Origin of the sequence: Aliirhizobium smilacinae (genome assembly GCF_006335145.1) — a bacterium.
Lineage (GTDB): Bacteria > Pseudomonadota > Alphaproteobacteria > Rhizobiales > Rhizobiaceae > Neorhizobium > Neorhizobium smilacinae.
In genome coordinates this window covers 221,784-235,553 of record NZ_VDMN01000004.1, presented here as the reverse complement: position 1 = coordinate 235,553, position 13,770 = coordinate 221,784, and the positions used below count along the sequence as shown (strand labels likewise).

Below are 13,770 nucleotides of genomic sequence, written 5' to 3'. Positions count from 1 at the left end.
CACGACTTCCTTAGCGTGAAGCAATCTCACGTGGATCCAGTCCTTCGAAGGTTATCTGGTCACCGTGAAGATAGCTATGCACAAGCGCGTTTTCATCCCTTACCGTCCAGGTAATGACCGGCGTGCCGGCGCGTCTTTGGGCGGTGATGAAGGAATTCGGCAGGTGCGGCCAATGGTAGGAGATGAAATCCAGTCCCAGCTGCATCGACTCGTCGTGCTGGAAGAATTCCTCCGGCTTGTCGCCCATGGCGGTAAGGCCCAGCGGATAGGGAGCCTCGACCCGCTTCAGATCGCGCAGGATGTGATGATCGAAACTCATCAGCGCGACCTTGCCCTGATATCCTTCCAGAACCTCCAGCACATCCTCGACAAAGCCGTCATCTTCCTCGGCGTTGCGGCCTTTGATTTCGATGACGAGCGGCACGCGACCGGCAACGAGGTCTAGCATCTGTCTCAGTGTCGGGATCTTGTCTGCCGTGCCACCTACCGAAAGCAGCCCAAGTTCGGAAGCGGTCCGCTCGCGCACGTCACCGCTGATGCCGCAGACGCGGTCCAGCTTGTCGTCGTGGAAAACCATCGGAACGCTGTCGGCGGAAAGCTGGAGATCGCATTCGATGGCGAAAGCGGCATCCGCAGCGCGAGCAAATGCCGTGAGCGTGTTTTCCCATACCTGCTTGTTCATGTCGTGGTAGCCGCGATGGGCGACCGGGACGTCCTTGATCCAGGATGCGGAGGTCATGCTTCGATCTCGATGATGGCCTCGACTTCGACGGCGGCACTGAACGGCAGGCCGGCTACGCCGACGGCCGAGCGGGCATGCTTGCCGGCATCGCCGAAAACGTTGGCGATCAGGTTGGAGGCGCCATTGGTGACGAGGTGCTGTTCGGTGAAGCTCGGAGCCGATGCGACGAAGCTGGTCAGCTTGACGAACTGACGGATGCGGGACAGATCGCCACCGAGGGCGGCCTTCGCCTGGGCAATCACGTTGATGGCGCAGAGTTCTGCAGCGCGCTGGCCTTGGGCTACGTCGATTTCCGCACCGAGAAGGCCGATCGCTGCGATCTTGCCGTCTTCGAGCGGGAGCTGGCCGGAGATGTAGAGCATGTTGCCGCTGATGCGGGTCGGCAGATAATTGGCGGCCGGGGCGGCAGCAACGGGGAGGGTAATTCCAAGTTCCGCCAGGCGGCTTTCGATGGCATCGGACATTTCGGTCTCCGGTTTGTTGTCAAGCGTACAAAAATCCTTCATCAAGGTCATAACCTTGGCTGATGGCGTTCTTATAACACCCGCGCCCGAGTCCAACAGGAGAATGTGAATGCTGCGCACGAGCCTCGCGCTGTTCCTCGTCACCAGTGCCGGTGTCGCATCCGCCGCGCCGATCAGCGCCGATAATGCTGCACGTCTGCTTATTCCGCATCGGGCGATCTATGACCTCAAGCTCAAGGACGCGTCGGAGCGATCGGGTATCGAGGGCATGTTCGGCCGCATGGTCTATGAGTTCAACGGTTCCGCCTGCACGGGGTTCACGACCAACTTCCGCCTTGTGACGAAGATCAGCACGGGTGAAGAAACCCGCGTCAGCGACCAGCAGACCAAGACCTTCGAAGACCTGTCGGCGAAGCAGTTCCATTTCGAGACCAAATCCTTCACCGACGAGCAGCTCGACAAGAGCGTCACCGGGGATGCGAGCGAGGCCGAAAGCGGGGTGAAGGTCGAGCTGCAGGGTGCGAATGGCAGGGAAGTTGACTTGCCGGCAAGTGCTTTTCCGACCAGCCACATGCTCGATATCATTCAGCAGGCCAAGGAGAACAAGCGGATTTTTGAAACACGCGTGTTCGACGGCTCGGAGAACGGCGATCAGGCGCTTTTGACCTCGACGGTGATCGGCAAGGCGGAGACGCCGGAAAAAAGCGATGCAGAAGCCGGTGCGGCCGGCGAATTTGCCAAGACCCCCTACTGGCCGGTCACAATCGCGTATTTCAACGATGGTGCAGCCGGAGATCCGACGCCTGTCTATAATATGTCGTTCAAGCTTTACGAGAACGGCATTACCCGCGATCTGACCATGGATTATGGCGATTTTTCACTGGAAGGCAGTCTGGTAAAGCTGGAATTGCTGAAGACGCAACAGGATCCATGTCCCGCCGTGCCACGCTGAAGCTACGCTTTCGATCTGGCTGACACACGCGGTCGCAGTACTGAATGTGTACGTCAGGATACTCGACACAGTGTTGGATTCATGGCTGTAGTTGCCCCGTATTAAGGAGTGATTCATGGCATTGATCGGATTTAAAAATACCCACAATCAGGAAGTCTACGTCAATCCGGCGCAGATTCTCTATGTGATGCCCTTCGAGGAAGGGGTGACGATCGTCACTTTTGCCGTGCTTGGCAGCGCCGGGCAGCCGCACACGATCTATGTTCGCGGGGGTATAGAGCAGGTGCGCCAGAGGCTCGGAGCCAAGGCCTGATGTTGGACGGATAGCGAAAGCTGTCCGGCAGCGCTTGCAATTTCCCGTAATCGCCTGTATGGGCACCACCATTCCACACGTAAGGCATGGGATTGTCCGGGAGAAATCCGGACCGTTCCGCCCGGTGGCATTCTCGAAGAGGGTGCTGTTCGCCTTGCGGAGGTTCAACCGGAAAAGGATAACAAGGCATGGCATTGCCCGATTTCTCTATGCGCCAGCTTCTCGAAGCCGGCATCCACTTCGGCCACCAGACGCACCGCTGGAACCCGAAGATGAAGCCGTACATCTTCGGCGATCGTAACAACATCCACATCATCGACCTGGCCCAGACCGTTCCGATGCTGTCGCGCGCCCTTCAGGTCGTGTCCGACACCGTTGCCCGTGGTGGCCGCGTTCTGTTCGTCGGTACCAAGCGTCAGGCTTCCGATCTGATCGCCGATTCGGCCAAGCGTTCTGCCCAGTATTACGTCAACTCGCGTTGGCTCGGCGGCATGATGACCAACTGGAAGACCATTTCGAACTCGATCGCCCGTCTGCGCAAGCTCGACGAGATCCTGGGCTCGGAACAGTCCGGTTACTCCAAGAAAGAACGCCTCAACCTCGAGCGCGAACGCGAAAAGCTGGACAAGGCTCTCGGCGGTATCCGCGACATGGGCGGCGTTCCGGACCTGATGTTCATCATCGACACCAACAAGGAAAAGATCGCGATCGACGAAGCCAAGCGTCTTGGCATTCCGGTCGTTGCGATCATCGACTCGAACTGCGATCCGGACCTCATCGACTACCCGATCCCGGGTAACGACGACGCATCGCGCGCCATCGCTCTTTATTGCGACCTGATCGCCCGCGCTGCCATCGACGGCATCGCTCGCCAGCAGGGCGCTTCGGGCCGTGACCTCGGCGCTTCCGCCGAACTTCCGGTTGAGCCGGCTCTCGAAGGCGAAGCCGAAGCTTAAGGCCAAGGTTGGAGCGGCGTGCCGCTCCTGCTTTTTCCATTTGACTGAGGCCAGAGAGACCATCCCTGGCCTCAGTTTGTTTAAAGCTCCTGTCCGCCCGCAATCCATCCGATCGCGGTTGAGAGGGCAGGCCAGAGGTGGTTTTCATCACCCTGTCATACTTCCGGGTACATTCGTTCCCAAAACCTTGAGCCCGCCGAGGTTTTTCGGCGGCACGCAACAAGAACCGACAAGAGGCTCACAATGGCTGAAATCACCGCTGCACTGGTGAAGGAACTGCGCGAAAAGTCCGGCGCAGGCATGATGGACTGCAAGAAGGCGCTGACCGAAAACAACGGCGACATCGAAGCGGCAATCGACTGGCTGCGCGCCAAGGGCATCGCCAAGGCCGACAAGAAGTCGGGCCGCACCGCTGCCGAAGGCCTGATCGGCGTCGCTTCTGCCGGCACCAAGGCTGTTGTCGTCGAAGTCAACTCCGAAACCGACTTTGTTGCCCGTAACGATGCCTTCCAGTCGATCGTTCGCGGCATTGCCGATGTTGCACTGACCACCGACGGTACCGTCGAAGCTGTCGGCGCCGCCACCTATCCGGCAACCGGAAAGACGGTCACCGACACGATCAAGGACGCAATCGCCACGATCGGCGAAAACATGAGCCTGCGTCGTTCGGTTGCTCTCGAAGTCGAAGACGGCGTCGTTGCGACCTACATTCACAATGCTGCTGCAGACCGTCTCGGCAAGCTCGGCGTTCTGGTCGCCCTGAAGTCGACCGGCAACAAGGAGGCGCTGAACGCCATCGGCCGTCAGGTTGCCATGCACATTGCTGCAACGGCTCCGCTCGCCGTCCGCGCCGAAGAAGTCGATGCTGCCGTCGCCGAACGCGAGCGCCACGTCTTCATCGAACAGGCACGCGAATCCGGCAAGCCGGAAGCCATCATCGAAAAGATGGTCGAAGGCCGCATGCGCAAGTTCTTCGAAGAAGTTGCTCTCCTGTCGCAGGCTTTCGTCATCAACCCTGACCTGACCGTCGGCGAAGCTGTCAAGGCTGCCGAAAAGGAAGTCGGCGCACCGATCGAAGTCACCGGCATGGCTCGCCTTCTGCTCGGCGATGGCATCGAAAAGGAAGAGTCCGACTTCGCAGCAGAAGTGGCTGCTGTCGCCAAGGGCTGATTTTCGTTCGCTAATGCAGTGAAAAGCTTGGGGGCACCGGTGACAAGCCGGTGCCCTTCGTGTATCCGCAAGCCGTTTGATCTCTCCGCATCGTCTTGCCCTTCAAGGAGCCGTCATGTCGTCTCAGCCCATCTATAAGCGCGTTCTTCTCAAAGCCTCCGGCGAGGCCCTCATGGGTAGCCAAGGCTTCGGCATCGATGTCGCGGTAGTGGATCGCATTGCCTCGGATATCTCAGAAGCCAGAAGCATGGGCGTCGAGGTCGGCGTCGTCGTCGGCGGCGGCAACATTTTTCGCGGCGTGGCTGTCGCATCCAAGGGTGGCGACCGGGTGACCGGTGACCACATGGGCATGCTGGCAACCGTCATCAATGCGCTGGCACTCGCAACGTCGCTGCGCAAGCTCGACATCGACACCGTGGTTCTTTCGGCCATCGCCATGCCGGAAATCTGCGAAAGCTTTTCGCAGCGCCAGGCGCTCCATCATATGGCGCAGGGCAGGGTGGTGATCTTTGCCGGTGGCACAGGCAACCCATTCTTCACCACCGATTCGGCCGCCGCCCTGCGTGCAGCCGAAATTGGCGCCGAGGCGATCTTCAAGGGTACGCAGGTGGATGGTATCTATTCCGCCGACCCGAAGAAGGATCCGAATGCTACCCGTTTCGACGCGCTGACCCATAGCGAAGTCCTGGAAAAGGGCCTGGCGGTCATGGACGTTGCGGCGGTCGCTCTGGCCCGCGAAAACCACATTCCGATCGTCGTCTTCTCGATCCATGAGCCAGGCGGCTTCGCGCAGATCTTGACCGGTGGCGGCCTCAAGACGATCGTATCCGACAACTGAGAATCTACCGCGGACCTGCTGTCCGATAAACAGGTTTGCCGATAACAAGATGGAGTCCCAACGATGAGTGGATCAGTCGATCTCAACGACATCAAGCGCCGCATGGAAGGCGCCATCAATGCCTTCAAGAGCGATATCGCTTCCTTGAGAACCGGTCGTGCTTCGGCCAACGTTCTCGATCCGATCACCGTCGAAGCCTATGGCTCGCGCGTACCGCTGAACCAGGTGGCAAACATCACCGTGCCCGAGCCGCGCATGCTGGGCGTTTCCATCTGGGATAAATCGATGGTCAGGGCAGTCGAAAGTGCGATCCGCGAATCGCATCTCGGTCTTAATCCGATCGTCGATGGCCAGAACCTGCGTATCCCGCTGCCGGAACTCAATGAGGAGCGCCGCAAGTCGCTCGTCAAGGTTGCGCATGATTATGCCGAAAAGGCGAAGGTTGCCGTCCGCCACGTTCGTCGTGACGGCATGGACGGCCTGAAAAAAGCCGAAAAAGACGGTGTGATTGGTCAGGACGACAGTCGTACCCAGTCGGAAAAGGTTCAGAAGATGACCGATGAGACGATTTCTGAAGTCGACCGCTTGCTTGCGGATAAGGAAAAGGAAATCATGCAGGTCTAGGTTGGGTCTCCATTTCCCTCCCTTGGCCGTTGAAGGAATTGCATAGGATATGCTGACGCCAGATATTGCGATCATTCCGGAGCACGTTGCCATTATCATGGATGGCAACGGCCGGTGGGCTAACAAGCGTGGTCTGGCCCGGACGATGGGACACAGCAAGGGCGTCGAGGCCGTCAAGGAAACGGTCCGGGCGGCTGGCGAACTTGGCATCCGGTATCTGACGCTGTTCGCATTTTCGTCCGAAAACTGGAACCGGCCGGAAGCAGAGGTGAGCGATCTGCTCGGGCTCCTGCGCCGTTTCATCCGCCGTGATCTGGCAGAACTTCATCGCGAAAACGTGCGCATCAAGGTTATCGGCGAGCGGGACAAGCTGCGCGGTGATATTCTACCTCTTCTTCTGGAGGCTGAAGAAACGACACGCAACAATACCTCGCTTACGCTGGTGATCGCGTTCAATTACGGTTCCCGCGACGAAATTGCGCGTGCAACCGTGAGGATTGCGCAGAAGATCAACGCGGGCCTCATGGATCCGTCCGCGATTACCGCTGACACGATCAGCGACCATCTCGATACCGCGGGCATACCCGATCCGGACCTGATCATCCGCACGAGCGGTGAGGAGCGGCTTTCGAACTTCCTGCTCTGGCAGGCAGCCTATTCGGAATTTGTCTTCCTGCCCGACTACTGGCCGGACTTCAATCGAGACCTTTTCATTGAAGCGCTCAAGATCTACGCCTCGCGTGACCGACGCTTCGGCGGCTTGTCGGCCAGACCCGCGGCGGTCATGGGCTGATGGGACGGGAACTCAAGCTTCGTATAGCATCCGCGATCGTTCTGGCCGTGGTCGTGTTGACCGCGACCTGGGTCGGCGGATCGGCATTCAACATCGTGGCTGCGGCAATCGCACCGCTAATCTATTATGAATGGTCGACGATCACCCGTCTGGCTGAGCAGAACTTCAAGACGAATGCATTCGGCTGGCTCATCGTCGTGCTCATCGCCGGTGATATCGTGTTTGGAAGCAGCGAGCTGTCCATGCCGCTTCTTTGCGGCGGTGCGGTGACGGCCGCGCTTATGGTGCTTCTCGGTGGCGGCTCCTGGTGGCTGCCGGGCGGCATTGTCTATGCGGGCTTGAGCGGCATTTCCCTTGCTGCAATCCGCGGAGACAATCAGGCGGGTTTCGTCGCCACGCTTTTCATCTTCGCGGTCGTATGGGGTACGGACATACTGGCCTATTTCGTCGGTCGGGCCATCGGCGGGCCGAAACTTGCTCCGCGAATCTCTCCCGGCAAGACGTGGTCGGGTGCTATCGGCGGAACAGTGGCGGGCGTCGCTGCCAGCGGTCTGCTTACGCTTGGCGTGTTTTCGCGGCTTTCCCTGTGGACAATGGCGCTTGCCTTTCTTCTGTCTGTCGCCAGCCAGGTCGGTGATCTGTTCGAATCCTTCATCAAGCGCCGCTTCGGCGTGAAGGACAGCAGCCATCTCATCCCCGGACACGGTGGCGTGATGGACCGCGTGGACGGCTTGGTTTTTGCGTGTTTTGCCGTATTCCTGCTGACGCTTGTGGACACGGCTATGAAGGGCCATGTTAGCAATTCGGTCGCAGCTTTCATCTTCGGTCTGTAGGATGGCGACCAGCCTCGTTATTGTGAAGCGGAAACATTGATGGCCATCTTCGGTTTCATAACGGGCTATATCATCCCGTTTGTCCTCGTTCTCTCCCTGCTCGTCTTCGTCCACGAGATGGGGCACTATCTCGTGGGACGGTGGAGCGGAATTCGGGTCACCGCCTTTTCAGTAGGGTTCGGTCCAGAACTGATCGGATTCACCGATAGCCACGGCACGCGCTGGAAGCTTTCGGCTATCCCGCTCGGCGGTTATGTTAAGTTCTTCGGCGACGAAGATGCGTCGAGCCTTCCTGATGCGTCAAGCGTTGCTCATATGAGCGAAGCCGATAGAGCTCAGACTCTCGCTGGGGCAAAGCTTTGGAAGCGTGCGGCGACGGTCGCCGCCGGCCCGATCGCCAATTTCATACTGGCGATCGCCATCTTCGCAGTCCTGTTTTCCGTCTACGGAAAAATGATTGCAGATCCGGTCGTCGCAGAGGTGCGTCCAGACAGCGCGGCTGCCGCCGCCGGCGTTCTGCCGGGTGACCGCCTTGTCGCACTCGACGGAAGCAAGATCTCCACATTCGAAGAGGTTCGCCGTTACGTTAGTGTTCGACCCGAGACGTCGATCATCGTGACAGTTAAGCGGGATGGTCAGGATATAGATCTGCCGATGGTGCCGAAGCGCACCGAGATCAACGACCAGTTCGGCAACAAGGTGGAACTCGGGCTGATCGGCGTCGTCACCAATGAAGAACGTGGCAATTTCCGGCGTGAGACGTTCACTCCGCTTGAAGCTGTCGCCGAAGGCGTGAAAGAGACCGGCAACATCATAACCGGTACGTTCCGCTATATCGGAAACCTGGTGACCGGCCGGATGAAGGCCGATCAGCTCGGTGGTCCGGTTCGTGTGGCGCAGGCTTCGGGGCAAATGGCATCGCTCGGATTCGCTGCTGTCATTCAGCTTGCCGCTGTCCTGTCTGTTTCCATTGGACTTTTGAACTTAATGCCGGTTCCGGTGCTTGACGGCGGCCATTTGGTTTTCTACGCAATAGAAGCTGTGAGGGGGAGGCCCCTGGGTGCGGGAGCCCAGGAGATCGCATTCCGTATCGGTCTTGCGATGGTACTCAGTCTGATGGTGTTTGCCACCTTCAACGATATCACCAACCTTATTGGCTAGGTAAGCTGCGGGTGAATAAATCGTTTATTCACCATGTTTCCAATGTTGCGTGGCCTCAAGGCCACGCTTCAAAAGGAAGTAAATAGAAATTAACGCGATAGCTTGCTTGTAGGGCAAAAGAAGGTAAAACGACACACGTGGCCGGAGTCGGGCTCCACCCGCCGAGGGACAACGGGAAAAGGTAAGAATTGAAAATGAAGGCTGGTTCAAAGTTTTTGAACGCAGTGTCGGCGTTTGCGCTGTCTGCTAGTGTTGTCGCGTCGGGTTCGGGCGTTATGGTGCTTGCTAGTGCTGCGAGTGCCGAAGCTGCTGTCATCCGCAGCGTTCAGGTGCGTGGCGCCCAGCGCGCCGGCGAGGAGGCTGTCCGTTCCAATCTGACCATTCAGCCCGGCGTTACCTTTTCCGGTGCTGACATCGATGAATCGGTTAAGCGCCTCTACGCGACCGGTTACTTCTCTGATGTGAAGATCAGTGTTTCCGGCAGCTCGCTTGTCGTGACCGTTGCTGAAAACGAACTGGTCAACCAGGTCGTCTTTAACGGCAACCGCAAGATCAAGGACGACAAGCTAGCAGGTGTTGTTCAGACGCAGCCGCTCGGTCCTTACAGCCAGGCAATGGTCAATGCCGACATCGAGCGACTTCGCACTGCCTATTCGCAGATCGGTCGCAGCGACGTCGAGATCACGACCCAGACGGTCAATGTCGGTCAAGGTCGCGTCAATATCGCTTTCGTGATCAACGAAGGTGACCGCACGAAGATCGCCGACATCAATTTCGTCGGTAATCAGGCTTATGGCGATGGGCGCCTGAAGGCTGTGATCGCGACAAAGGAATCCGGTCCGCTGTCGTTCCTTACCCGTAAGGACGTTTACAGCCAGGACAAGCTGCGCGCCGACGAAGATGCGCTGCGCCAGTTCTACTACAATCACGGTTATCCGGATTTCCGCATCGTTTCTTCCGATGCGCAGCTTGATACGACGACGAACAAGTACACGATCAACTTCACGGTTGAAGAAGGTGCGCGTTACCAGTTCGGCGACGTCAATGTCGAATCGAGCGTCGAAGGCGTCAGCGGTGATGACCTCAAGGGTCTCGTCGAGACCAAGCCGGGCTCCGTCTACGATGCCCGTGAAATCCAGAAGTCGATGGAAGCTATTTCCAAGCAGGTTGCGTCGAAGGGGTATCCTTTCGCCCGCGTAACTCCGCGTGGTGATCGCAATCTGCAGACCAACACGATCGGCGTCTCCTACATGGTCGATCAGGGCGAGCGCGCCTATGTCGAGCGTATTGAGATCCGCGGTAACACCCGTACGCGTGATTACGTCATTCGTCGCGAATTCGATTTCAGTGAAGGCGATGCCTTCAACCAGGAAATGATTTCGCGCGCCAAGCGCCGTCTTGAAGCGCTCGGCTATTTCACCTCGGTCAATATCTCGACCACACAGGGTAGCGCAGCAGACCGTGTTGTCGTTGTCGTGGATGTCGAAGACCAGTCGACCGGTTCGTTCGGTATCGGCGCCGGTTACTCGGCCGGTGGCGACGGGTTCATTCTCGAAGCTTCGGTCGAAGAGAAGAACTTCCTCGGCCGCGGTCAGTATGTTCGTATTGCCGCCGGTGGTGGTCTGAATGATTCGCGTACCTATACGCTGTCGTTCACGGAGCCCTATTTCCTCGGTTATCGTCTGGCCGCCGGCTTTGACGTATTCCGCAGCGAGACGTCGTCGAACGATAATTACGACTATTCGGAAACGGGTTTCACGCTTCGCGTGACGGCACCGATCACCGAAGATCTGGCGACGACCTTCCGCTATACATACAAGCAGATCGAATACGAGGCCAGCGACTCCGAATATGCCGACCTCTCGCCGGTCTATCAGGATCTCGTCGATCACGGCAAATATACGCAGTCGTCGGTCGCTCAGACGCTGACCTACAACACGCTGGATAGCCAGACGCTTCCGCGCGAAGGGATCTATGCAACCTTCACGCATGAATTCGCCGGCCTTGGTGGCGATTCTGAGTTCTACAAGCTCTCCGGTCGCGCCCGTTACTTCCAGACGCTTTCCACCGAAGCTGATCTTATCGGTTCGCTGTCGGTCGGCGCCGGTCACGTTATCGCCACAGGCGACAATCTGAACGTCTTCGACCAGTTCACACTCGGTGGACGTCAGGTTCGCGGCTTCGACAATAACGGTATCGGCCCGCGCACGAAGGCCGATGGCGACGCGCTTGGCGGCACGACCTACTTTACCGTTTCTGCTGATGCGTCCATGCCGTTCCCGGCTGTTCCTGAAGATATCGGCCTTCGTCTGGCTGCTTTTGCAGACGCCGGCACACTCTATGGTAACGATGTCAAGGCCAACAAGGCGGACGTTGAAGGCACGGGCATGTCCTGGCGCGCATCCGTTGGTGTGGGTGTCATGTGGGCTTCTCCGTTCGGCAACATCCGGATGGATTATGCGATCCCGGTCGTCAAAGAAGACTTCGACGAAACCCAGGAATTCCGCTTCAGCATGGCGAACCAGTTCTGATCGTTTCCGGCCGCGAAAGCGGCCGGAAACCTGTTCTGGAGCTTAGCTTTATGGATCAAAACAATTTCTTTCCGCCCCATGATGGCGTAAGCCTGCGCGAGCTGGCGGTCCATCTTGGGGCTGAGCTTTTGGACGATTCTGTTGGAGATCGCATGATTTCCTCGGTGTCGCCCGTTGCGCGTGCCCAGGAAGGGCAGGTCTGCTATATTCTGTCGCGTAAAAGCCGCCAGGAGCTTGAGACATGTAAGGCTTCTGCGATCCTATGCGATCCAGGTCTCGCCAACATAATTCCCGCGCATATCGCAATCCTGCAAACAAAAACACCGCACTCGGCCTTTGCCATGGCCGGAGCGTTGCTGCACCCGATCGCGATGCGTCCAAGCCCGGTAACGTCGGAAGGCGAGGGCGTATCTCCAGCTGCCTATGTCGATCCGACGGCAAAGCTGGAGGACGGTGTGACGGTCGAACCTATGGCGGTCGTCGGCGCGCGTGCGCATATCGGTTCAGGCACACGCATTGGCGCCGGCTCTGTCGTTGGAGCCGACGTTCAGATCGGGCGCAATTGCAGCATAGCCGCCGGCGCAAGCGTGGTGGCAGCTCTTATCGGCAATAACGTTATCATCCACAACGGTGCCCGTATCGGCCAGGACGGATTCGGCTTCGCGCCGGGACCGCGTGGTATGTTGAAGATCGTGCAGATCGGTCGTGTGATCATCCAGGACAATGTTGAGATCGGCGCGAATACGACGATCGATCGCGGCGCCATGGATGACACCGTGATCGGCGAAGGTACGAAAATCGACAATCAGGTTCAGATTGCCCATAACGTCCGTATCGGACGCCATTGCGGCATCGCCTCGGGTGCCGGTATCGCCGGATCGACAACGATCGGCAACGGCGTCTTGATCGGCGGCGCATCCGGCATAAATGGGCATATTTCGATCGGAGACGGCGTTCAGATCGCTGCGATGAGCGGCGTGGTGGCTAACGTTCCGCCGGGCGTTACATATGGTGGAATACCGGCACGGCCGATGAAGGACTTTCTCCGCGAGATGGCGGAAAAAATGACTCAGGTGGACGACAGGGCAAAACGCAGAGGAGAGAAAAACAATGACTGATGAGACCAAGCCGGAACTCGGCGCGGCCGACATTCAGGAAATCATGAAGCTGCTGCCTCATCGCTATCCTTTTCTGCTGGTGGACAAAATCATCGCTATTGATGGTGACAACTCGGCCATCGGCATCAAGAACGTAACTGCCAACGAACCACAGTTCCAGGGGCACTTCCCAGAGCGCCCGATCATGCCGGGTGTCCTTCTTGTCGAAGCGATGGCGCAGACTGCGGGTGCGATCTGTGCGCGCAAGGAAGGCGAAGGCGGCAACCTCGTCTACTTCATGACCATCGACAATGCCCGTTTCCGCAAGCCGGTCGTGCCGGGCGATCGGGTGGAATTCCATGTCGTGAAGCAGAAGCAGCGCGGCAATATCTGGAAGTTCCATTGCGACGCCAAGGTGGAGGGCGTACTCGTCGCCGAGGCCGATATCGGTGCGATGATCGTCCGTAAGGAAGGCGAATGAGCACGATATCAGCCAGCGCACGCATTCATCCGCTTGCGGTTATCGAGGACGGTGCCGTCGTCGGTGAGAATGTCGTCGTCGGACCTTTCAGCCATATTGGCCCTCGCGTTGTTCTCAAGGACGACGTTGAAATTGCCTCGCATGTCGTGGTGACCGGGAATACGGAAATCGGCAAAGGCTGCCGTATCTTCTCAATGGCCGTTATCGGCGGGGTTTCTCAAAGCCTGCACGAAGCCGGTGAAACTTCGTCACTGACGGTCGGCGACAATTGCGTCATGCGTGAAGGTGTGACGATGAACACCGGAACGGTTGGCGGTGGCGGCAAGACTGTCGTCGGCAATGATTGCCTGTTTCTCGCCAATAGCCACGTGGCGCATGACTGCCAGCTTGGCAGCGGCATCATCATGTCCAACAATGTGATGCTGGCCGGGCATGTGCATGTGGCCGATCGCGCCATTCTGGGCGGCGGCTGCGCCGTGCATCAATTTTCGCGCATTGGCCGGCAGGCATTTATCGGTGGTCTTTCTGCCGTCAACTACGATGTTATTCCCTACGGCATGCTGAACGGTAATCCGGGCATTCTCGGTGGCCTGAATGTCGTGGGCATGACGCGTGCGGGCATGGACAAGCAGACGATCCATCGTGTACGCCGCGCCTACAAAGACATTTTCGAAGGCGAAGGTAATATCCGCGCGAATGCGGCGGCTGTTCGCGACGCCTATATCGATTGTGCCGAGGCGATGGAGGTTATCGACTTCATCACCGCCGACAGTGATCGCGCAATTTCCTCTCCCTTCCGCAGGAAGGGATGAGGC

General features: G+C 58.2%; 15 protein-coding genes. 13 read left to right on the top strand and 2 right to left on the bottom strand.

Annotation, left to right across the window (positions count from 1 at the left end; all coding sequences use genetic code 11):
• Positions 1–10: 10 nt before the first annotated feature.
• On the bottom strand, positions 11–739 hold the full coding sequence (locus FHP24_RS19085) for a glycerophosphodiester phosphodiesterase family protein (RefSeq protein ID WP_139677821.1): 729 nt from the start codon (positions 737–739) through the stop codon (positions 11–13).
• Positions 736–1,206, bottom strand: coding sequence for a RidA family protein (locus FHP24_RS19080; protein ID WP_139677820.1), 471 nt, complete (start codon positions 1,204–1,206; stop codon positions 736–738). Before FHP24_RS19080 ends, FHP24_RS19085 begins: the two co-directional genes overlap by 4 nt.
• Positions 1,207–1,315: 109 nt before the next feature.
• Here FHP24_RS19080 and FHP24_RS19075 point away from each other — a divergent pair, with 109 nt between their 5' ends.
• The 13 genes from FHP24_RS19075 to lpxA all read left to right on the top strand — a co-directional run bounded on the left by FHP24_RS19075 (position 1,316) and on the right by lpxA (position 13,767).
• A complete protein-coding gene (locus tag FHP24_RS19075; RefSeq protein WP_139677819.1) occupies positions 1,316–2,158 on the top strand; it encodes a cell envelope integrity EipB family protein in 843 nt (280 codons plus the stop codon).
• 115 nt (positions 2,159–2,273) lie between these two features.
• On the top strand, positions 2,274–2,471 hold the full coding sequence (locus FHP24_RS19070; protein ID WP_139677818.1) for a hypothetical protein: 198 nt from the start codon (positions 2,274–2,276) through the stop codon (positions 2,469–2,471).
• Positions 2,472–2,659: 188 nt separating this feature from the next.
• A complete protein-coding gene (gene rpsB / locus FHP24_RS19065; RefSeq protein WP_139677817.1) occupies positions 2,660–3,427 on the top strand; it encodes a 30S ribosomal protein S2 in 768 nt (255 codons plus the stop codon).
• Positions 3,428–3,670: 243 nt separating this feature from the next.
• Positions 3,671–4,597 carry a translation elongation factor Ts gene (gene tsf / locus FHP24_RS19060; RefSeq protein WP_139677816.1) on the top strand — a complete coding sequence of 309 codons (927 nt, stop codon included), beginning with the start codon at positions 3,671–3,673 and terminating at the stop codon, positions 4,595–4,597.
• A 115-nt stretch (positions 4,598–4,712) separates the two neighbouring features.
• Positions 4,713–5,435, top strand: coding sequence for a UMP kinase (pyrH, locus tag FHP24_RS19055; RefSeq protein ID WP_139677815.1), 723 nt, complete (start codon positions 4,713–4,715; stop codon positions 5,433–5,435).
• Between the two features lie 63 nt (positions 5,436–5,498).
• Positions 5,499–6,059 carry a ribosome recycling factor gene (gene frr / locus FHP24_RS19050; protein WP_139677814.1) on the top strand — a complete coding sequence of 187 codons (561 nt, stop codon included), beginning with the start codon at positions 5,499–5,501 and terminating at the stop codon, positions 6,057–6,059.
• Positions 6,060–6,108: 49 nt separating this feature from the next.
• Positions 6,109–6,852 carry an isoprenyl transferase gene (locus tag FHP24_RS19045; protein WP_139677813.1) on the top strand — a complete coding sequence of 248 codons (744 nt, stop codon included), beginning with the start codon at positions 6,109–6,111 and terminating at the stop codon, positions 6,850–6,852.
• A complete protein-coding gene (locus FHP24_RS19040; RefSeq protein WP_139677812.1) occupies positions 6,852–7,685 on the top strand; it encodes a phosphatidate cytidylyltransferase in 834 nt (277 codons plus the stop codon). The genes FHP24_RS19045 and FHP24_RS19040 overlap by 1 nt, the downstream gene beginning before the upstream one ends.
• A 39-nt stretch (positions 7,686–7,724) precedes the next feature.
• Positions 7,725–8,846 carry an RIP metalloprotease RseP gene (gene rseP, locus FHP24_RS19035; RefSeq protein WP_139677811.1) on the top strand — a complete coding sequence of 374 codons (1,122 nt, stop codon included), beginning with the start codon at positions 7,725–7,727 and terminating at the stop codon, positions 8,844–8,846.
• Between the two features lie 194 nt (positions 8,847–9,040).
• Positions 9,041–11,377, top strand: a complete 2,337-nt coding sequence (bamA, locus tag FHP24_RS19030; RefSeq protein WP_139677810.1) for an outer membrane protein assembly factor BamA — start codon at positions 9,041–9,043, stop codon at positions 11,375–11,377.
• A 50-nt stretch (positions 11,378–11,427) separates the two neighbouring features.
• Positions 11,428–12,495, top strand: a complete 1,068-nt coding sequence (gene lpxD / locus FHP24_RS19025; protein ID WP_139677809.1) for a UDP-3-O-(3-hydroxymyristoyl)glucosamine N-acyltransferase — start codon at positions 11,428–11,430, stop codon at positions 12,493–12,495.
• A complete protein-coding gene (gene fabZ / locus FHP24_RS19020) occupies positions 12,488–12,955 on the top strand; it encodes a 3-hydroxyacyl-ACP dehydratase FabZ (RefSeq protein ID WP_139677808.1) in 468 nt (155 codons plus the stop codon). The genes lpxD and fabZ overlap by 8 nt, the downstream gene beginning before the upstream one ends.
• The gene (lpxA, locus tag FHP24_RS19015) at positions 12,952–13,767 is read left to right on the top strand and encodes an acyl-ACP--UDP-N-acetylglucosamine O-acyltransferase (protein WP_139677807.1); all 816 of its coding nucleotides are present in this window, start codon (positions 12,952–12,954) and stop codon (positions 13,765–13,767) included. The genes fabZ and lpxA overlap by 4 nt, the downstream gene beginning before the upstream one ends.
• The last annotated feature ends 3 nt before the right edge of the window (positions 13,768–13,770 follow it).

Coding starts and splice junctions, on each gene's coding strand:
- rpsB (WP_139677817.1), top strand. CDS start 2,660: ATGGCATTGCCCGATTTCTCTATGCGCCAGCTTCTCGAAGCCGGCATC.
- lpxD (WP_139677809.1), top strand. CDS start 11,428: ATGGATCAAAACAATTTCTTTCCGCCCCATGATGGCGTAAGCCTGCGC.
- bamA (WP_139677810.1), top strand. CDS start 9,041: ATGAAGGCTGGTTCAAAGTTTTTGAACGCAGTGTCGGCGTTTGCGCTG.
- lpxA (WP_139677807.1), top strand. CDS start 12,952: ATGAGCACGATATCAGCCAGCGCACGCATTCATCCGCTTGCGGTTATC.
- pyrH (WP_139677815.1), top strand. CDS start 4,713: ATGTCGTCTCAGCCCATCTATAAGCGCGTTCTTCTCAAAGCCTCCGGC.
- FHP24_RS19070 (WP_139677818.1), top strand. CDS start 2,274: ATGGCATTGATCGGATTTAAAAATACCCACAATCAGGAAGTCTACGTC.
- FHP24_RS19080 (WP_139677820.1), bottom strand. CDS start 1,206: ATGTCCGATGCCATCGAAAGCCGCCTGGCGGAACTTGGAATTACCCTC.
- FHP24_RS19085 (WP_139677821.1), bottom strand. CDS start 739: ATGACCTCCGCATCCTGGATCAAGGACGTCCCGGTCGCCCATCGCGGC.
- fabZ (WP_139677808.1), top strand. CDS start 12,488: ATGACTGATGAGACCAAGCCGGAACTCGGCGCGGCCGACATTCAGGAA.
- FHP24_RS19045 (WP_139677813.1), top strand. CDS start 6,109: ATGCTGACGCCAGATATTGCGATCATTCCGGAGCACGTTGCCATTATC.
- tsf (WP_139677816.1), top strand. CDS start 3,671: ATGGCTGAAATCACCGCTGCACTGGTGAAGGAACTGCGCGAAAAGTCC.
- FHP24_RS19040 (WP_139677812.1), top strand. CDS start 6,852: ATGGGACGGGAACTCAAGCTTCGTATAGCATCCGCGATCGTTCTGGCC.
- frr (WP_139677814.1), top strand. CDS start 5,499: ATGAGTGGATCAGTCGATCTCAACGACATCAAGCGCCGCATGGAAGGC.
- rseP (WP_139677811.1), top strand. CDS start 7,725: ATGGCCATCTTCGGTTTCATAACGGGCTATATCATCCCGTTTGTCCTC.
- FHP24_RS19075 (WP_139677819.1), top strand. CDS start 1,316: ATGCTGCGCACGAGCCTCGCGCTGTTCCTCGTCACCAGTGCCGGTGTC.